Origin of the sequence: Pseudomonas sp. IT-P171 (assembly GCF_949767765.1) — a bacterium.
GTDB lineage: Bacteria > Pseudomonadota > Gammaproteobacteria > Pseudomonadales > Pseudomonadaceae > Aquipseudomonas > Aquipseudomonas fluorescens_B.
On the sequence record NZ_CATKQN010000006.1, the window covers coordinates 83,686 to 102,906 of the forward strand.

18 protein-coding genes are annotated in these 19,221 nt (G+C 59.3%); 4 read left to right on the plus strand and 14 right to left on the minus strand.

Going from position 1 to position 19,221, the window contains the following annotated elements:
• Positions 1-547 precede the first annotated feature (547 nt).
• The 4 genes from ACM6I5_RS05345 to ACM6I5_RS05360 all read right to left on the minus strand — a co-directional run bounded on the left by ACM6I5_RS05345 (position 548) and on the right by ACM6I5_RS05360 (position 4,632).
• On the minus strand, positions 548-1,330 hold the full coding sequence (locus ACM6I5_RS05345; RefSeq protein WP_017335879.1) for a MetQ/NlpA family ABC transporter substrate-binding protein: 783 nt from the start codon (positions 1,328-1,330) through the stop codon (positions 548-550).
• Positions 1,331-1,570: 240 nt separating this feature from the next.
• Positions 1,571-2,500: a sigma 54-interacting transcriptional regulator gene (locus tag ACM6I5_RS05350; RefSeq protein ID WP_414883323.1), complete on the minus strand. Its 930-nt coding sequence runs from the start codon at positions 2,498-2,500 to the stop codon at positions 1,571-1,573.
• 56 nt (positions 2,501-2,556) lie between these two features.
• Positions 2,557-3,138, minus strand: coding sequence for an alpha/beta hydrolase (locus ACM6I5_RS05355; RefSeq protein WP_414883324.1), 582 nt, complete (start codon positions 3,136-3,138; stop codon positions 2,557-2,559).
• 420 nt (positions 3,139-3,558) lie between these two features.
• A complete protein-coding gene (locus ACM6I5_RS05360; RefSeq protein ID WP_414883325.1) occupies positions 3,559-4,632 on the minus strand; it encodes a fatty acid desaturase in 1,074 nt (357 codons plus the stop codon).
• 100 nt (positions 4,633-4,732) lie between these two features.
• On the opposite strand from ACM6I5_RS05360, the gene ACM6I5_RS05365 reads away from it, so the two are divergent.
• Complete coding sequence (locus ACM6I5_RS05365; protein ID WP_414883326.1) at positions 4,733-5,737, plus strand: AraC family transcriptional regulator; 1,005 nt, start codon at positions 4,733-4,735, stop codon at positions 5,735-5,737.
• 24 nt (positions 5,738-5,761) lie between these two features.
• Here the strand turns inward: ACM6I5_RS05365 and ACM6I5_RS05370 are convergent, their stop codons facing one another.
• Together ACM6I5_RS05370 and ACM6I5_RS05375 are read right to left on the minus strand one after the other, a co-directional pair.
• On the minus strand, positions 5,762-6,127 hold the full coding sequence (locus ACM6I5_RS05370) for a response regulator (protein WP_414883327.1): 366 nt from the start codon (positions 6,125-6,127) through the stop codon (positions 5,762-5,764).
• Between the two features lie 70 nt (positions 6,128-6,197).
• Positions 6,198-6,884 (minus strand): Crp/Fnr family transcriptional regulator, encoded by a 687-nt coding sequence (locus tag ACM6I5_RS05375; protein ID WP_017335873.1) that lies wholly within the window; start codon positions 6,882-6,884, stop codon positions 6,198-6,200.
• 84 nt (positions 6,885-6,968) lie between these two features.
• Between ACM6I5_RS05375 and ACM6I5_RS05380 the strand changes: the two genes are divergently transcribed.
• Positions 6,969-7,487, plus strand: coding sequence for a DUF962 domain-containing protein (locus tag ACM6I5_RS05380; RefSeq protein ID WP_017335872.1), 519 nt, complete (start codon positions 6,969-6,971; stop codon positions 7,485-7,487).
• A gap of 107 nt (positions 7,488-7,594) precedes the next feature.
• On the opposite strand, the gene ACM6I5_RS05385 is transcribed toward ACM6I5_RS05380, so the two are convergent.
• The 6 genes from ACM6I5_RS05385 to dibA all read right to left on the minus strand — a co-directional run bounded on the left by ACM6I5_RS05385 (position 7,595) and on the right by dibA (position 13,845).
• Entirely contained in the window at positions 7,595-8,584 is a 990-nt protein-coding gene (locus tag ACM6I5_RS05385; RefSeq protein ID WP_017335871.1) for a sulfate/molybdate ABC transporter ATP-binding protein, read from the minus strand.
• A 3-nt stretch (positions 8,585-8,587) separates the two neighbouring features.
• Positions 8,588-9,460, minus strand: coding sequence for a sulfate ABC transporter permease subunit CysW (gene cysW / locus ACM6I5_RS05390; protein WP_017335870.1), 873 nt, complete (start codon positions 9,458-9,460; stop codon positions 8,588-8,590).
• Between the two features lie 13 nt (positions 9,461-9,473).
• Positions 9,474-10,292, minus strand: a complete 819-nt coding sequence (gene cysT / locus ACM6I5_RS05395) for a sulfate ABC transporter permease subunit CysT (RefSeq protein WP_017335869.1) — start codon at positions 10,290-10,292, stop codon at positions 9,474-9,476.
• A 70-nt stretch (positions 10,293-10,362) separates the two neighbouring features.
• A complete protein-coding gene (locus tag ACM6I5_RS05400; protein WP_414883328.1) occupies positions 10,363-11,376 on the minus strand; it encodes a sulfate ABC transporter substrate-binding protein in 1,014 nt (337 codons plus the stop codon).
• 69 nt (positions 11,377-11,445) lie between these two features.
• Complete coding sequence (oscA, locus tag ACM6I5_RS05405) at positions 11,446-11,628, minus strand: sulfur starvation response protein OscA (RefSeq protein ID WP_150633166.1); 183 nt, start codon at positions 11,626-11,628, stop codon at positions 11,446-11,448.
• Between the two features lie 297 nt (positions 11,629-11,925).
• Positions 11,926-13,845 carry a phosphodiesterase DibA gene (gene dibA, locus ACM6I5_RS05410; protein ID WP_414883329.1) on the minus strand — a complete coding sequence of 640 codons (1,920 nt, stop codon included), beginning with the start codon at positions 13,843-13,845 and terminating at the stop codon, positions 11,926-11,928.
• Positions 13,846-13,993: 148 nt separating this feature from the next.
• On the opposite strand from dibA, the gene desA reads away from it, so the two are divergent.
• Both desA and ACM6I5_RS05420 read left to right on the plus strand, forming a co-directional pair.
• Positions 13,994-15,178, plus strand: coding sequence for a delta-9 fatty acid desaturase DesA (desA, locus tag ACM6I5_RS05415; RefSeq protein ID WP_017335866.1), 1,185 nt, complete (start codon positions 13,994-13,996; stop codon positions 15,176-15,178).
• Between the two features lie 247 nt (positions 15,179-15,425).
• Positions 15,426-16,415 (plus strand): GGDEF domain-containing protein, encoded by a 990-nt coding sequence (locus tag ACM6I5_RS05420; RefSeq protein ID WP_017335865.1) that lies wholly within the window; start codon positions 15,426-15,428, stop codon positions 16,413-16,415.
• Between the two features lie 140 nt (positions 16,416-16,555).
• On the opposite strand, the gene ACM6I5_RS05425 is transcribed toward ACM6I5_RS05420, so the two are convergent.
• Both ACM6I5_RS05425 and gabT read right to left on the minus strand, forming a co-directional pair.
• Positions 16,556-17,785 carry an HDOD domain-containing protein gene (locus tag ACM6I5_RS05425; RefSeq protein WP_414879197.1) on the minus strand — a complete coding sequence of 410 codons (1,230 nt, stop codon included), beginning with the start codon at positions 17,783-17,785 and terminating at the stop codon, positions 16,556-16,558.
• A 123-nt stretch (positions 17,786-17,908) separates the two neighbouring features.
• The gene (gene gabT / locus ACM6I5_RS05430) at positions 17,909-19,186 is read right to left on the minus strand and encodes a 4-aminobutyrate--2-oxoglutarate transaminase (protein WP_414879198.1); all 1,278 of its coding nucleotides are present in this window, start codon (positions 19,184-19,186) and stop codon (positions 17,909-17,911) included.
• Between the last annotated feature and the right edge of the window lie 35 nt (positions 19,187-19,221).

The following is a 19,221-nucleotide window of genomic DNA, read 5'->3' on the forward strand; positions in this document are numbered from 1 at the left end:
TCGCTGTAGGAAGGATCTTTTTTTCGAAATAGCCTTCCAAGGACGCACAGCTTTTGGCCAGACTCCCGGCCGAACCATCACAAGGAAGAGAACATGGCTGACGTAAAAGTACCGCAGCGACTGGATCCGCAGGACATCGTGAAGTTGCTGATGGCGTTGCGCAGGGCGTTGAAGGCCAGGGTGGCCTGAGCGCCCTGGCAGCCTTGATTGCTCTGATGCTCTGATGCTCTGATGCTCTGATGCTCTGATGCTCTGATGCTCTGATGCTCTGATGCTCTGATGCTCTGATAGCTCTGATAGCTCTGATAGCTCTGATAGCTCTGATAGCTCTTGATTTTGTGGCGAGGGAGCTTGCTCCCGCTCGGCTGCGCAGCAGTCGCAAAACCAGCCAGCGCGGTGTACCTGCCGCCAGCTATTGGGGTCGCTTCGCAACCCGGCGGGAGCAAGCTCCCTCGCCACGGGTATATCTCACACCCAATAAAAAACGCCGACGCTAGTATCAGCCGTCGGCGTTTGAAACCCTGAAGGGGTTCGATGCTGCGTCGAATCAGAACGCCGGCAGTACCGCGCCGCTGTACTTCTTCTCGATGAACGCCTTCACTTCAGGGCTGGTCAATGCCTTGGCCAGTTTCTGGATGGCTACGCTGTCCTTGTTGTCCGGACGAGCCACCAGGAAGTTCACGTAAGGCGAATCGGCACCTTCGATCACCAGCGCGTCTTTGGCCGGGTTCAGACCGGCTTCCAGCGCATAGTTGGTGTTGATCAGGTCCAGGTCAACCTGGTCCAGCACGCGCGGCAGCATGGCCGACTCCAGTTCCTTGAACTTGAAGTTGTGCGGGTTCTTGGCGATGTCTTTCGGGGTAGCCAAGGCGTTTTTCGGGTCTTTCAACTCGATCAGGCCAGCCTTCTGCAGCAGGAGCAGGGCACGGCCGCTGTTGCTGCCTTCGTTCGGCAGCGCGATGGTCGCGCCGTTTGGCAGATCAGCCAGTTTTTTGTACTTCTTCGAGTAGCCACCGAACGGTTCAACGTGAACGCCGATCACAGTCACCAGGTTGGTGCCTTTGCCTTCGTTGAAGTTTTTCAGGTATGGCAGGGTCTGGAAGTAGTTGGCGTCCAGACGCTTCTGGTCAACTTGCACGTTCGGTTGAACGTAGTCGGTGAACACTTTGATTTCCAGGTCCACGCCTTCTTTGGCGAGGGTTGGCTTGATCAGTTCCAGAATCTCGGCGTGTGGGACCGGGGTCGCCGCGACCACCAGTTTCTCACCAGCCTGGGCCAGGCCCGCGGTCAGGGCAGCCGCCAGTGCGGTGAACAACAGAACCTTTTTCATGCAGTGTCCTTATCGAAAATCACGGTCGTCATCGACGACGGCTTGTTTAGTACGAGTGCCAGTGAAGTGCTATCGCTGGCGTGAGGCGGACAATACCGGGATTTTTTATTCCCGAACAATATCTTTTATTCACTTTCATATTCCATTTTGCTCATACAGTGCAGGAGCTGCCGAAGGCTGCGATCTTTTGATCTTGATTCGGCATTGCCAGGATCAAAAGATCGCGCGCTACGCCAGCGCCTACAGAAGCGCGGCGTCTTTCAGGAGTTGTTTCAAAGCGGTTTTCTCGCTGGCATTGCCTTTGCTGAGGATGTGTTCGAGTTGCTGCTCGATCTGCGTCAACGGCGCAGGCACCCCAGGCAGATTCAAATGCTCCGGCAAAATCTCGTCACCGGTACTCACCAGCAACGCAAAGTGAATGACGTTTTCCAACTCCCGTGTATTGCCCGGCCAGCTATGCGCCTCTAACAACTGTTGAGCCGCTTCGCTGATCAGCGGCACCGGCAAATCGAGTCGCTGGCTATAAATGCCGAGGAAATATTCTGACAGCGACAGGATATCGCCCACCCGTTCGCGCAAGGCCGGCAGTGCGAGTTGACCTTCACTGAGGTAGTGATAAAGCCGCTCATGGAATTTACCGGCAGCCACGGCTTGCGCCAGATCGATGCTGGTCGCAGCTACGAGACGTACGTCCACCGGGCTCGGTTGAGGTGCACCAACGCGGGTGACTTCGTGGTTTTCCAATGCGGCAAGCAACTTGATCTGGATCGGCAACGGCAGGTCGCCGATCTCGTCCAGATACAACGTGCCGCCATTGGCCGAACCGAACCAGCCGGCGCGACTGCTCGCCGACCCGCTGTAGCTGCCGGCCGCATAGCCGAACAATTCGGCGTCGGCGTAGGTCGGGCTGATCGCGCCGCAATTGACCGAGACGAATAACCCACCGCGCTCACTGGCGCGATGGATGTGCCGCGCCAACAGCTCTTTACCGCTACCGGTTTCACCACGGATCAATACCGAAATCGAACGCGGCGCCAGTTGCTCCAGCTCCTCGCGCAATTGACGCGAGCGTGGATCAACGAACACCAGCGCCTTGGCGCGGATGCTCAGTGGACTTTTTTCTGCGTCGGGAAAGGTCAGCAGCGGCTGACCGAAGGCTTCAAAACTCATGGCAGGCTCCCGGCCAGAACCGCTGGGAGGCGGGGCCGTTTTAAAAAAAGGAAAGGCTAAGCGCGGCGCAGGGCGTGATGTTCCATGCGGTTTTGCAGGCGATACAGATACGCAAAACCCTGCTCCCAACGCTGGTGACCGGACTTCACGTTGATGTGCCCGGCACCCGACAGAATCCCCGCCTCGGCGCCCCAGTTACGGGCCAGTTCCAGAGCACGCGGTGCACTGACGGCACTGTCGTTGTCGGAGCTGACAACCTGGCTCGGAAACGGCAAAAGGTCGGTCGGAATCGGCGCAAAATTACGCAGCGCCGGTGCGCAGGCCGGACGCTCGACGTCCGCCGGCGCGACCAGCAAGGCGCCGCGTACCTGACGCAGAAAATTCAGCGGTGCAGTGGCCGCCCAATGCGCGACCGTGATGCATCCCAGGCTATGGGCAATCAGGATCACCGGCGTGCTGTCGGCGGCAATCGCCTCGGCCAGCGCCGCAACCCAGTCTTCACGACGCGGGGTCAGCCAATCGGCCTGCTCCACCCGCGCGCTGTTCGGCAGGCTGTTCTGCCAGTGGCTTTGCCAATGATCTTCTGGCGATCCTTGCCAGCCCGGCACAATCAGGTAGCGAATTGATTCGTTGCGCATGGGGAACTCTCCTGCTGCGTGTCTGTTCCCGGTCGAGTATAGGGAGGAGAGTTATATTCGTTAAGGAATAAGAAGCTATTTATTAAGATCTTTATCGAATATGTCGCGCTTTCCTGTGGCAGCTAGCCTGCTAGCGAAAGCGGACTATCAGTCATCCGCCGTATTCGCTAGCCAGGTTAGCTCCCACAAGGGGTTTGTGGTTTTCCTCAGGCATAAAAAAGGGGCCGCTCCCTGCCAAGGAGACGGCCCCGGAAACTCAAAATCTGTAGCGAGATGATTGGCGAAAAAGGTTATCTAATAAAGGAATACTTAATTACTTTGTTAGACCTTAATCGCATATGCCATTCACTCTCCAGGCCACAATTTAGCGTCTCTTTGGGTCAATTTGATGACCAGCGTTTGAGTTTCCGGATGCATCGATCAAGCCCGAGCTGCACGCACTTCCTGCGGTTCGACGGCTTCCTTGCGAATAAAACGGTTTGCCCGCCCAAACGTCCCGAAATCATTGAAGCGCACCCCCATCTCGCGCATCACTTGATGCGCCACGGGCACGGTCATCTGGCGGATGTAAAACGGCTCCTTCACCACAAAATGATGGATTCCATGGCTGCTGCCAAAGTTGAAGCAGAACGCCTGCAACGGCCACATCCACCACGGGTTGAGTACCTGGGTTTGCTGAAGCACATTGCCCGGCTCCACATCGCCGTAGTAATGCATGTTCGAGCTGACGAAGTGCAGGCAAAACGTGCGCAACACGTTCGGACCGATGATCACCACCGCCGCGATGTCGATCACCTGCATCACCGAGAGCGTGGTCGCTGACCATTCGATCGGTACCCCTAACAGGTGTGCGATGCCGTTGGCGGCGTGAAAACCAAGAAACACGTACCACGCGCCCCAATGCACCAGCGCGAGTGGCGCATAGACCTTCAAGGCGCGCTTGATGATGCTGAACTTGTGTTCCCACGTCTTGGCCCGCAGCATGCGGATGAACGCCGACATCACGTTATCGCCGACCATCAACAGCCGCGCAAAACCCCAGGGCTCGCCGTTGGTGATCGCCCGTTCTTCCATGTCGGTTTCCGTGCCGGAGACCTTGTGATGGTTGAGGTGCAGGTGCCGACGAATCCACGGGTTGATCGTGCTTGGCCGCGCCAGCCAGACCAGGCCCATCATCAGGTTGTGCGGCACGCGCTGTTTGCGAAAGTACATGCTATGAATCAGGTCGTGTTCCAGCTCATGGGTCAATGAGGCAAAGAACGCATTAAGCAACAGGCACACCCACCAGGCCATATGCCCGGTGAGATAGAGCGTCGCAGAGCCGATCATTCCGGCCAAGGCGAAGGCCAGGATGCCCGCGCCCAAGGCGTCCTGATGGTTGAGAACCGGGTAGCGCCTACGCAGTTCAACCCCTCTGGCCAGCACCACTTCGCGAATATGCGCAGATCGCTGGGCGGCATTCAGTCGCTGGGGACTTGCAGAAGTACCTTCCATGCTTCCATCCTCTGGTTATTGATGTTCGCATCCTGCCTTGTGAACCCTCACAACGCGGTAGCCGTGGACGCCAACCTGTTGACCGGAAGCGCCAATCAGCATGACTGAACCGACCTCCCTCGCCAGCTGGACCCGCGCCCTGCGCAAGCAACTCGATGCGCTGGGCCTCGACAGCACCGCCCTGTGTCGCCAGGCGGGGCTCGACCCGCAATTGATGGACGACCCGAACGCCCGTTACCCGTTGTCCGGCACCACGCGCCTGTGGGAAATCGCCGTGCAGGTCAGTGGCGATCCGGCGATCGGCTTGCGCGTCTCGCGGTTCGTCAGCCCGACCACGTTTCACGCGCTCGGTTATGCCCTGGTGGCCAGCGGCAGTTTGCGGGAAGTGTTCGAGCGCATCGTGCGTTATCACCAGGTGGTCAGCGATGCGTTAGAGCTTGAATTGAGCCGCACCGAAGATCGCTATCGCTTTCGCCTGAAAATCCCGCCAGGCAACCCGGCGCCGGCGTTCGAAGCCATCGACGCCTTCGCCGCCATTTACGTGCGTACCTGCCGCAATCGCCTCGGCCGCGACTACGCGCCGCTGGCGGTGTACCTGCGCCGCCCGGAACCGGCCGACGCGCATCAATGGCACAAGGTCTTTCGCGCTCCAGTGTACTTTTCGGCCAGCGAAGACCGGCTGGAGTTTTCCCTGGTGGATTTCGACAGTCACCTGGACGACGCCAATCCGGAACTGGCGGAACACAATGAAACCGTGCTCAAACGCACGCTGGCGCAACTCAAACCCCTGACCTGGGAACGCAAGGTTCGCGACGCCATTGAAGAGCAATTGCCGGAAGGCGAGCCCAGTGCCGAGCACATCGCCCAGGCCCTGCACCTGAGTTTGCGCAGCCTGCAACGGCATCTCGCGGATGAGGGTTGCCGGTTCGATACGCTGCTCAATGAGAGCCGCGAAAACCTCGCGCTGCTGCACCTGCGCGACCCGCAATGCTCGTTGAGCGAGATCAGTTATTTATTGGGGTTTGCCGATACCAGCAGCTTCAGCCGCGCGTTCAAGCGCTGGACGGGGATGACGCCGGGGCAGTTTCGGGATGGGTTGCGGTGACAGGTCCAGACACCGCAGTAATCCCTAACGCCCCCGATTCCGCCTTAACAACTTGCGCACCCGCGCCACCAGCTCGCTCACCGTAAACGGCTTGAGCAAATAATCGTCCTCATGCAGCTCCAACCCGCGCAAGCGATCCTCGATGCCATCCTTGGTGGTGAGGAACAGCACCGGCGTCTCACCGAGCTTGCGGATCTGTTGCAGCAACTGCCAGCCGTTGAGCCCCGGCAACATGACGTCGAGGATGATCAACGTGTATTCGCCGGACTCGATGAAGCGGCGGCCTTCCATGCCGTTGAGCGCCACATCCACCGAGTAACTCGCCTCGCTCAGGCCGTTGGCCAGGAGTTTGGCGGTCTCCGGTTCGTCTTCCACTAACAGCACACGCATGGCACACCTCGATTGTCGTCGTCACAGGCTAGGCGCGTTCGCGGACAAAGCCCACCAATAACGCCGTGTTTCAAAAAATCGCCAACGCCCGCAACCGCTCGGCATCCAGAATTTCGATCTCGCCGTACTTCAAATTCAGAATCCCCTGGCCTTGTAACTCCTTGAGGAGCTGATTGGTGGTCTGGCGTGACAGCGACAACATTGAAGCCAGTTGTTCCTGCGGCAGTTGCAACACCCGTCGTGGCGGGTCGATTTCGCCGTAACCCTTGGCGATCATCAGCAAACGATGCGCCAACCGTGCAGGCGCCGGCATCAGACTCAGCTGTTCGAGGTTGATGAAGGTCAGGCGCAGTTTCTGGCTCATCAGCAATGCCAGTTGCCGCCAGTACACCGGTTGCTCATCCAGCATGGCCAGCAGCGCCGTTTGCGGGATGTGCAACAGGATGCACTGACCCAGACCAAACGCATCGTGGGTGCGCGGCTGACCGTCGAACAGACAGATTTCACCGAACCAGTGCGGCGACTCCACCAGGCTCAGCAGTGCCTCCTTGCCTTGCTCGCTCACCGCGCCGATGCGCACCGCACCTTCGAGCACGGCGTACAGGCCACACGGCGGATCACCGCGCTGGAACAGCCGCTGCCCCGATGACAGGCGCCGCACCTTGGCCGCAGCCAGCAGACTATCCTGTAAGGGAGCAGGTAAATGGCTGAACCATTGCCCCGTCATCAGGCGCGAACGCCAAACCTGCATGTCCATCAAAACTCCTGGAGATTGTCGCCTGGCTGACAGAGCGAGAGGTGAACCCGGGGCATGATCAATCACCCTACAGGAGGAATAACAATGAAAAGCCTCGTTGACCATCTCAGTCAATACGCCGCTTACCACCGTGACCCGCGCAATATCGCCAGCCACTTTATCGGTATTCCGCTGATTGTCGTGGCCGTGGCGGTGTTGCTCTCCCGTCCACAATGGGCCGGAGGCTGGCTTTCACCGGCGGTGCTGGTGGCGCTGGCGTCGGCCTGGTTCTACCTGCGCCTGGAAGTGCGTCTTGGCGCGTTGATGACGGTGTTGCTCAGTCTATGCATTTGGGCAGGTCAGGTGCTGGCACAGCAAAGCACGCTGGTGTGGCTGGCGAGCGGTGTCGGGATGTTCGTGATCGGCTGGGCGATTCAGTTTGTCGGGCATCATTACGAAGGACGCAAACCGGCGTTTGTCGATGATGTGACGGGACTGATTGTCGGGCCGTTGTTTGTGGTGGTTGAGCTGGCGTTTTTGTTGGGGATGCGACGGGATCTGAAAGAGCAGATCGAGGCGCGGGTTGGGGGTGTGCGGATAAATCCGAATCGCGCTGCTGCGTAGATCGCTTTCGCGAGCAACCCCGCTCCCACATTAAGTCTGCGTCGAGCACAAATTATGTGTACGACATCAACTAAATGTGGAGCGGGCTTGCTCGCGAAGCTTTTGCTTTAGATGTTGGCGACTTTCTGCCAGACCTTCGGTTTGAAGAACAAGGTTTCGCCCTTCGCCAAGCCGATCAGGCTGTCGTGATCCTTCACCACTTCCGCTTCGATCAGTTCGCTCTGGCCTTCGACCTTCAACGTCACCCGGGTCGTCGCGCCCAGCGGACGGATATCGCGCACCTCGGCAGCGTGGTGATCATCCAGCTCATGCCGCGACAGCGACACTTCGTGCGGACGGAACAGCACGTGGTTGTCTTCGCCCAGATGCAGACGGTTGGAATCACCGAGGAAGTGATAAACGAAATCGCTGGCCGGGTTCTCGTAGACGTCGCCCGGTGAGCCGATCTGCTCGATCACGCCTTTGTTCATCACCACGATGCGGTCGGCGACTTCCATCGCTTCTTCCTGGTCGTGGGTCACGAACACCGAGGTCAGGTTGATGTCCTCGTGCAAGCGCGCGAGCCAGCGGCGCAGTTCTTTACGCACCTTGGCGTCGAGTGCGCCGAAGGGTTCGTCGAGCAGCAGGACTTTCGGCTCTACCGCCAAGGCACGAGCCAGCGCGATACGCTGACGTTGACCACCGGAGAGTTGTTCCGGGTAGCGATCCGACAGCCAATCCAGTTGCACCATGTTCAGCAACTCATGGACTTTCACCGCGATCTGGCTTTCCGTCGGACGCTGGTTTTTCGGTTTCATGCGCAGGCCGAACGCGACGTTGTCGAACACCGTCATGTGGCGGAACAACGCGTAGTGCTGGAACACGAAACCGACGTTGCGATCACGCACATCGTGGCCGGAAACGTCCTCACCGTGGAACACGATGCTGCCCTGATCCGGGGTTTCCAGACCGGCGATGATCCGCAGCAGCGTGGTCTTGCCGCAACCCGACGGGCCAAGCAGCGCCACGAGTTCGCCGCTTTGAATGTCCAGGCTGATGTCATTGAGCGCCTTGAACGCATTGAAATTCTTGCTGACGTTACGCACTTCGATCGACATGAATTATTCCTCCGCGGCGCTGGCGCGCAGGCGGTTAATACGGTTTTCGCTCCACTGCTTGGCCAGCAGGATGAAGAGCGCCAGGATCAGCAACAGGCTCGCCACGGCGAACGCGGCCACGTGGTTGTATTCGTTGTAGAGGATCTCGACGTGCAGCGGCAAGGTGTTGGTCACCCCGCGAATGTGCCCGGAAACCACCGACACCGCCCCGAATTCACCCATCGCCCGCGCCGTGCACAGCACCACGCCGTAGATCAGGCCCCATTTGATATTGGGAACGGTGACGTGCCAGAACATCTGCCAGCCATTGGCGCCGAGAAGGCGCGCGGCCTCTTCTTCCTGAGTGCCTTGTTCCTGCATCAGCGGGATCAGCTCGCGGGCCACGAAGGGCACGGTGACGAAAATCGTCGCCAGCACGATGCCCGGCAAGGCGAAGACGATCTGAATGTCGTGATCCTGCAGCCACGGGCCGAAAAAACCCTGCGCGCCGAACATCAGCACGTAGACCAGACCGGCGATGACCGGCGACACCGAGAACGGCAAGTCGATCAGGGTCACCAGCATGCTCTTGCCACGGAACGAGTACTTGCTCACGCACCACGCGGCGCTGACACCGAACACCAGGTTCAGCGGCACCGAAATCAGCACGGCGATCACCGTGAGCTTCAATGCGGACAAGGCGTCCGGTTCGAAGATCGCGGTGAAGAACGCGCCCAAGCCGTTCTTCAGCCCTTGGGACACGACGATAAACAGCGGCAACACCAAAAACAGGATGAAGACCAGCCAGCACAGGCCGATCAGGATTCGCCGCGACGTGGCACTGCCACGGCGGGCAGCGTTGGCCGAAGAGGCGGCCGCAATAGACGATTGGGACATGGTTCGCGCCTCCTTATGGGGTTTCGATGCGGCGTTGCAGCAAATTGATCAGCAGCAACAGGACGAAGGAAACCACCAGCATCAGTACACCAATGGAGGTAGCGCCGGTGTAATCGTACTGGTCGAGCTTGACCATGATCAGCAGCGGCAGGATCTCGGTTTTCATCGGCATGTTGCCGGCGATGAATATCACCGAGCCGTACTCGCCGACCCCGCGGGCAAAGGCCAATGCGAAACCGGTCAACCAGGCGGGCAGCAGCGCGGGCACCAGGATATGACGGAAAACCTGCAACGGTTTTGCACCAAGGCACGCCGCCGCCTCTTCCACTTCACGGGGGATATCGGCCAGTACTGGCTGTACCGTACGTACTACGAATGGAAGGGTTACAAAAGTCAGCGCCAGCGTGATGCCGAGGGGGGTATACGCGATCTTGAAGCCAAGGTCCGCCGCGAACTGACCCACCAGCCCGGTCGGGGCGTACAACGCGGTCAGCGCGATACCGGCCACGGCCGTGGGCAATGCGAAGGGCAGATCGATCATCGCATCGATGATCTTGCGACCGGGGAAGGTGTAGCGCACCAGCACCCAGGCCAGCAGCGTGCCGATGATGCCGTTGATGATCGCGGCAAAGAGCGCGGTGCCGAAGCTCAGCTTCAACGCCGCCCACACGCGGGGCGCCGAGATGATTGCCCAGAACTGATCCCAGGTGAGTTGGGCGGCATGCACGAACATCGCCGCCAGTGGAATGAGCACAATCAGGCTGAGGTACACCAAGGTGTAGCCCAGCGTCAGCCCGAAGCCGGGTATGACGGGGGAGATACGACGCGACATAAAAGTCCTTGGTTGAGAACGCGCAAAACCCCGACGGTCAAATCGGGGCTCGTTTATGACCTACAGCAGATTACTGCGCCTGGTAGATCTGGTCGAACACGCCACCGTCATTGAAGAATTTCGGCTGCGCGGTTTTCCAGCCGCCGAAGTCCTTGTCGATGGTCACCAGCTCCAGTTTCGGGAACTGCTGGGCATACTTAGCGGCGACATCCTTGTCACGTGGACGATAGAAGTTTTTCGCCGCGATTTCCTGACCGGCCGGGCTGTACAGGTGCTTGAGGTACGCTTCGGCGATCTGTTCGTTGCCTTTCTTCTCGGCATTCTTGTCGACGACGGCGACTGGCGGCTCGGCAAGGATCGACAGCGAAGGCACGACGATTTCGAACTTGTCGGCGCCACCGTCTTCTTTCAGGGCCAGGAAGGCTTCGTTTTCCCAGGCCAGCAACACGTCACCCTGACCGTTGTTGACGAAGGTGATGGTCGAACCGCGAGCACCGGTGTCCAGCACTGGCACGTGCTTGAACAGGGTTTGTACGTATTCCTTGGCTTTGGCCTCGTCGCCGCCGCTGGCTTTCAGGCCATAGGCCCAGGCAGCGAGGAAATTCCAGCGAGCGCCGCCGGAGGTTTTCGGGTTCGGGGTGATGACCGACACGTCGTTCTTGACCAGGTCGCCCCAGTCCTTGATGCCTTTAGGGTTGCCCTTGCGCACCAGGAACACGATGGTCGAGGTGTACGGCGTGCTCGCTTCCGGCAAACGCTTCTGCCAGTCCGCCGGCAGGGTCTTGCCGAGCTTGGCGATTTCATCGATGTCACCGGCCAGGGCCAGGGTTACCACGTCGGCGCGCAGGCCGTCGATCACCGCACGGCCCTGCTTGCCCGAACCACCGTGGGACTGCTGGATTTTCACAGTGTCACCGGCGTGATCCTTCTGCCAGAACTTCACGAACTCTGCGTTGTAATCCTGATACAGCTCACGCGTCGGGTCGTAAGACACATTGAGCAGCTCGTAATCCTTGGCAACCGCGGAACCCGCAAAAAGGGCACTGGCCAGGGCGGCCAAAGCGAAATGACGAATCGACGACATGGTGAAAGCTCCTGGAATTCGGGGTGTGTTGGCTTTTTTTATGGTTGCGGGAATCGGGTTGCCGGTTGTTCAGCTCGGTTTGCTGCTCGGGTTCTGCAAACGGAATTTTTCCTTGCGTTCGATCTGGACCACCTGAGCGTTGTGCACGGTGATTTCCACGGCGCCGAACCGCAGATCGCGCAGGGCGCTCTGGATCTCGCGCAAGATGGTGGCTTCGTCTTGACCGTCAACGCTACGCAGGGATGCGCTCATGGTGCTGCTCCTTCGACTGAGAGGTCGCCTGGCAATGTCCGGCACTGCTTGCGGCGTGAGACCAATAGTAGATAGGTGCAGATATTCTTAAAAAGACTATTTAAGAATGTTTATATAACCAGAAAAGCAAACCGTCAGTGCGAGGGTTTGTGCGGAACTACGATTTTTCGAACCCGGCAAAATCCTTGTGGCGAGGGGACTTGTCCCCGTTCGGCTGCGCAGCAGACGCAAAAAAAATGGGCCGCTGCGCGACCCAACGGGGACAAGTTCCCTCGCCACAAAAAGCAGGCCGCGTACTTAGCTGATAATTGGTGAGTGCATCCAGTCCAACTGCTCGGCCGGCACCGGCCGTCCAAACCAGTAGCCTTGCCCCAGATCGCAACTCTGTTCAAGAAGGAAACTCGCCTGCTCGACCTGCTCGATGCCTTCGGCATGCACCTGCATCCCCATGCTTTGCGCCAGCGCGATGATCACTCGCACGATCGCCACGTCATCCTCATCCCACGGCAAACCGGCGACAAAACCCTGATCGATCTTGAGCTTCTGCACCGGCAGACGCTTGAGCCGCAGCAGCGACGAATAGCCTGTACCGAAATCATCGATGGCCAGCCGCACACCCAGCTCGCGCAGTCGATGCATCTGCTCCAGCGCCACTTCCGGGTCTTCCATCACCGCGCTCTCAGTGACTTCCAGTTCCAGATACGCCGGATCCAGCCCGGTTTCGTGCAGCACCTTCGCCACTTGCTGAAAGAGCTCACGACGAGCGAACAATCGAGACGAGACGTTCACTGCGACAAACGACAACGCCACACCTGCCTGCTGCCACAAACACATTTGCTGACAAGCCTGGCGCATCACCCAGGTATCGATTTCTGCGATCAACCCGGTGCGTTCGGCGATGGGAATGAATTCAGCCGGCGACACCAGTCCGCGCTTCGGATGCTCCCAGCGCACCAGCGCCTCGACGCCAACCAGGCGACGGGTCCTGAAGTCGTGAACCGGCTGGTAATAAACGCGCAACTCCTGCCGTTCCAGCGCCTGGCGCAGCTCTACAGCAGTCTCGACCCTATTCTGGGCATGGGCTGTCAGCTCCTCGGTATAAAGGGCGTAGCCATCGCGACCGGCGCTTTTGGCCTTGAACAGCGCCGAGTCGGCGTTACGCAATAGCTGTTCAGCGCTCAAGGCATCGCCGGGGAACAGGCTGATACCGATGCTGGTATTGATGAACAGTTGATGCTCGCCAATCAGGAACGGCTCTTTGAGACCATCGATGATCCGCTGCGCCAGCGCAGCGGCCTGCATCAACTGCGGACAGCTTTCGGCGAGCACTGCGAACTCATCCCCCCCCAGTCGCGCCAACGTGATCTCCGGGCCAAGCAAGGCCTGCAATCGCTCGGCCACGGCCTTGAGCAACTGGTCGCCGACCGTGTGTCCAAGGCTGTCGTTGATCATCTTGAAATGATCCAGATCGATCATCAGCAACGCACAGCCACGCTTGTGCAGTTGCGCCGACGTCAGTGCCTGCTCGGTACGGTCAGTGAACAGCATCCGGTTAGGCAAGTCCGTCAACGGGTCGTGATGAGCCAGATGCTTGAGTTCATGTTCGGAGTTCTTGATCGCGCTGATATCGGAAAACACGGCGACGTAATGACTGAGCTGGCCCTGGTCGTCGTGAATCAGGCGGATCGTCTGCCATTGCGGGTAGATTTCGCCGCTCTTGCGGCGGTTCCAGATTTCGCCGCTCCATTCACCGCAACTGTTCAGTGTCGCGAACATCGCCTGGTAGAAAGCCGCCGGGTGACGGCCTGACTTGAACAGGCTGGGTTGGTGGCCCAGGACTTCTTCATCCGAATAACCGGTGATTTCCATGAACGCCCGGTTTACGTGGACGATCACCCCCTTGCTATTGGTGACCAGCACGCCTTCGCGGGTGCAATCGAATACGGCGGCGGCCTGACGCAAACGCTCACGATCTTCATGGCGCTCACGCAAGGTGGCGCCGAAGCCCAGGCAACGGAGCAATCGCGCTCGAGCGATAAAAATCAACCCGGTGCTGAGTAAGACCCAAGCGTAACCGTTGATCAGTTGCCACCGCAGTAGCTCGTCGGAGCTATCGAAGAAGCTGTTCAATAAATGACCACTGAACTGCAGCCAGACTACGGATAGCAACAGGTAAAGCAGCGCTGCACGCAAAGCGTCGCGATAGGTGGCAGACATTCGGCCGTCCATGTCCCTACAAAAAGGATTCGAATTATAGGTTAAAGAAACATCCGGCCACTCTTATCTGAAAGGGCGACTGGTTTTATCTGTGGGCTTAGTGATAATGCAACGGCTGTTTTTTTCTTTTTCGAGGGCCCTATAGCCTATGTGGTACGAAGGTTTTCTCGGCTTGTCGCCCTGGTCACTGGTGGCAGTCACCCTGCTGATGACCCACGTCACGATTATCGGCGTCACGGTCTATCTGCATCGTTATTCAGCCCATCGCTCCCTTGAGCTCAATGCTGGCCTGAAACATTTCTTCCGCTTCTGGCTGTGGCTGACCACGGCGCAGAACACCCGCGAGTGGACCGCCATCCACCGCAAGCATCACGCCAAATGCGAAACCGTCGATGACCCGCACAGCCCGGTCATCAAGGGCTTGTCCACCGTTCTGCGCAAAGGTGCCGAGCTGTACCGCGCCGAAGCGGAAAACCCCGAGACCCTGCGCATCTACGGCAAGAACTGCCCCGAAGACTGGATCGAACGCAACCTCTACAGCCGTTTCCCGCTGCTGGGCGTTGCAATCATGGGCGTCATCGACCTGCTGCTGTTCGGCACCATCGGTATCACCATCTGGGCCATCCAGATGATGTGGATCCCAATCTGGGCCGCCGGCGTGGTCAATGGCCTGGGCCATGCCATCGGCTACCGCAACTTCGAATGCCGCGATGCGGCGACCAACCTGGTGCCCTGGGGCATCCTGATCGGTGGCGAAGAACTGCATAACAACCATCACACCTACCCTAACTCGGCAAAACTGTCGGTGAAGAAGTGGGAGTTCGACCTCGGCTGGGCCTGGATCCAGGTCTTCAGCTTCCTGCGTCTGGCCAAGGTTCAGCGGGTTGCACCGATTGCCCACCGGGTCGAAGGCAAAGGCAGCCTGGACATGGACACCGCCATGGCCATCCTCAACAACCGCTTCCAGATCATGGCCCAGTACCGCAAACTGGTGATCGCACCGCTGGTCAAACAGGAACTGGAAAAGGTCGATCACTCGGTCCGTCACCAGTTCCATCGGGCCAAACGCCTGCTCTCCCGGGAAACCAGCCTGCTCGATGACAAGCACCACGTACGCATCCAGACCATGCTCGAGCACAGCCAGGCGCTGAAGGTAATTTACGAGAAACGACTGGCCTTGCAGCAGATCTGGGTCAAGACCAGCTCAAATGGTCACGACATGCTGGCCGCCATCAAGGATTGGGTACACGAAGCCGAAGCCAGCGGGATTCAATCCCTGCGTGACTTTGCCGATCAGTTGAAAACCTACTCCCTGCGCCCTGCCGCTGTCTGACCCTGCTGAGGGGCTTTCTGTGGCGAGGGAGCTTGCTCCCGCTCGGCTGCGCAGCAGACGCAAAACCTGACGACGCGTTTTAACCAAAAAAACGCGTCGCCAATACCGCCCGGCGGGAGCAGGCCCCCTCGCCACCCAGGGCGGGAACTAAGCTCCAAATCCCCTATCTCAAAGACACTTCGCCACTACGGCGGGCTTTGTTGCGACCGCTGTCCAATACGCGGCACGCCCTTTGAGATTTGTGTCGATGGTCACCAAGAACCTCCAAGACTCATCCCTACCCCAGTGGCCCGAGGCCGCACAAACCCTGATGGCGCTGATGCACGCCCAAGGCGAAGTCGCACGCCTGAGCGAACGCGAACAGCTATTCAGTTCCCTGCTGGTAAGCGTCAACGCGGTGCTTTGGGCATTCAACTGGGAAACCCGCCAGGTGCTCTACGTCAGCCCTGCCTATGAGCGGATCTTCGGTCGTTCCGCAGGTCTGTTACTGTCCGACTCCAACCAGTGGCGCGACAGCATCTACCCCGACGATCTGGAGTACGCCGAGCGCAGCCTCGCCGAAGTGCTGGAAAAAGGCGCTGTCGAAGACCGCGAGTACCGCATCATCGCCGCCGATGGCCAAGTGCGCTGGCTCAGTGACAAGTGCTTCATCAACCGTCAGGCCGAACCGGGCCAGCCAGTGATCATCGTCGGCATTGCCGAAGACATCACCGACAAGAAACAGATGGAAAGCGAGCTGCATCGCCTGGCCACTACCGACGTTTTGACCAAGAGCAGCAATCGCCGGCATTTCTTCGACTGTGCCCACCGCGAATTCGAACTGGCTCGCCAACAGGGCGCACCGCTGGCGTTTCTGCTGCTGGACATCGATGACTTCAAGGTGATCAACGACACCTACGGCCACCCGGAAGGCGACAACGTACTGCAACACATCGCCGAGACCGGTCGCGAGGCGTTGCGTCGCGGTGATGTGTTCGGACGAATCGGCGGTGAGGAATTCGCCGCAGTGTTTCCCGGCTGCGCGCCAGACATGGCCATGCAAGTGGCCGAGCGTCTGCAACGGGAGATTCAGCGATTGACCTTCAGCCATGATCAGCAGACGTTCGGCATCACCGTCAGCCAGGGCTTGACCAGCCTGACCGCCGAGGATGAAAGCATCGAGAGCCTGTTTGCCCGGGCGGACGCGGCGATGTATGAAGCGAAGCGCCAGGGCAAGAACCGGATCATCTCTGGCTGACAGCCCTAACACCAATCCCCCTGTGGAGCGGGCTTGTGTGGCGAGGGAGCTTGCTCCCGCTGGCTCGCGAAGCGGCCCTAAAAAACAGGACTGCTGCGCAGTCCAGCGGGAGCAAGCTCCCTCGCCACACAAGCCCGCTTCTACAAGCGATCGGCTTGTTTTTTGCGCAGCCGCATCAATTCCGGCAACCCGATCTTCAGCAACCGCGCCGTCCGGCTCTTGGCCAGCCCCTCAATGCCCTCATGCTCGCCCAGACGTGCCATCTGCGCCGCCATGTTCATCACCAGCGCCTCGCGGGAATAAACCCCGCCACCGAGCTGGTACACCGCCGCAATCAGCTCTCGCAGTTCCAGAGGCAAGCGCCAGCGGGTGCGCAGCGCGGAACCGTACGCTGCGCCGAATTCGGCGAGGGCATCACCCACCTCCTCCCATTCATCCAGCTCACCGCCGGCCTGCTTCCATTCCTGCAGACAGCGAAGCAGCGCCAGATCACCCAGGCGATGCAACATCCCGGCGCAATAGCACCGGTCCTGATCCAGGTCCAGCAAACGCGCCAGTGTTCGGGCGTATTCGGCGGTGTGCAGCGACAGTTCCCAATAACGCTCGGCATAGTCCGCCAACAACGGATCGCTAAGCCGGGCACTGCGCTTGAGCGCCAACCCCAGAATCAGGTTCATGCTCTGCCCGGTGCCCAGTCGCTGCAACGCCTGGGACAGGGTTTGTACGGCGACGCCATGGTGCTGGGCGGCGCTGTTGGCGGCGGCGATCAGGACGGCGGTAATCTGCGGATCGGTACGGATTTCATCTTCCAGCCGCATCAGATCGAGGCCACTGGGGTTGAGGCTGCGTTCGACCGCCAGCTGTACATCCGTCATCAGCGGCGCGCCGTCGGCCTGCTCACGTCGACGCTCGAGAAACACCGATAACGTCATGCCCGGCGCCAAAGCCGGTACATCGCAGAACACTTCTTCTCCAGCATTGAGCAGCAAACCTTGCAGACGCTGGGTCAGGCTCTCCATGTTCAACGGTTTGGCCAGGTACGCGGTGGGCGCATACGGCAAGGCTTCGCGCACGCTGGCACCATCATTACGGTTGCTCATCAGGATGAAAGGCAGCGGCGGATTGCGTTTGCGTTGACGAACGCTGCGCAAGACATTCAAGCCATCCACGCCGGGCAGTTCCCAGTCGACAATCACCAGGTCGTAAACGTTTTCCGCCAGTCGCGTCAGCGCGTCGTGGCCATCGGCGCACAGATCCAGGCGCGCATCACAGCGCACATTCAGCAGCACTTGCTTGAGCAGATCCCGCGACCAGGGATCGGCCTCGGCAATCAACACTCGGGGTATAGCGGGCAAATCAACGGCCGTCATGCAACAAGCTCCCTCTCAATGCTTGTACCTTAGTCAATGCGGGGCATTCCAAACAGCGCAGTGTGTAATACAGACAAAAAAACCCGCCGAAGCGGGTTTTTTGTCGATCAGCTCACCAATCGATCAGAGCTCCGAGAAGCACTCTTCGATGATTGCCAGACCTTTGTCCAGTTGCTCGTCCGGCGCAGTCAGCGGTACCAGGACGCGCAGAACGTTGCCGTAGGTGCCGCAAGACAGCAGGATCAGGCCCTTTTCGCGAGCCTTGGCCACAACGGCGGCTACCGCTGGAGCGTTCGGCTTGTGGCTGTCGCCATCAACGAACAGCTCGACCGCGATCATCGCACCCAGGGCACGGACTTCGCCGATCACCGGGTACTTGGCCTGGATGGCCTTGAGGCCAGTGACCAGACGCTCGCCGACAGCCTTGCAGCGGTCCAGCAGGTGCTCTTCTTCGAACACTTCCATCACGGCCAGGGCCGCGGCGCAAGCGATCGGGCTACCGGCGTAGGTGCCGCCCAGGCCGCCTGGAGCGATGGCGTCCATGTATTCGGCCTTGCCGCACACACCGGCCAGCGGGAAGCCGCCTGCGATGGATTTGGCGAAGGTGGTCAGGTCGGCAGTGACGCCCATCTGTTCCATGGCGAAGAAAGTGCCGGTACGGCCAGCGCCGGTCTGCACTTCGTCAGCGATCAACAGAATACCGTGCTGGTCGCACAGAGCGCGCAGACGCTTCATGAACTCTTTAGGCGCGACGTAGAAACCGCCTTCGCCCTGAACCGGCTCGATGATGATGGCAGCGATGTCACGCGGCTCGGCGTCGTTCTTGAAGATGCGTTCGATGCTGGCGATCGAATCGTCGATGCTCACACCGTGCAGTTCGTTCGGGTACAGCGCGCGGAAGATGCCGCCTGGCATCAGGCCCATGCCGGCCGAGTAAGGCACGACTTTACCGGTCAGGCCCAGGGTCATCATGGTGCGACCGTGGTAAGCGCCGGTGAACGCGATCACGCCGGCACGGCCAGTAGCGGCACGGGCGATTTTCACGGCGTTTTCCACGGCTTCGGAACCGGTGGTGACCAGCAGGGTTTTCTTGGCGAAATCACCTGGCACCTTGGCGTTGATTTTTTCGCACAGTTCCACGTACGGCTCGTAGGCCAGGACCTGGAAGCAAGTGTGAGTGAGCTTGTTCAGCTGTGCAGTCACGGCCGCGATGACTTTCGGGTGCAGGTGACCGGTGTTCAGCACGGCGATACCGCCGGCGAAGTCGATGAACTCGCGACCTTCAACGTCGGTCACGGTGGCGTTCTTCGCGTGGTCGGCGAAGATCGGGTGAATCTGGCCAACACCGCGCGGTACAGCGGCTTCGCGGCGTTTCATCAAAGAAGCGTTAGTCTTGCTCATAAAGTCCTCATTCACCGCTCATCGGGCGGTGTGGT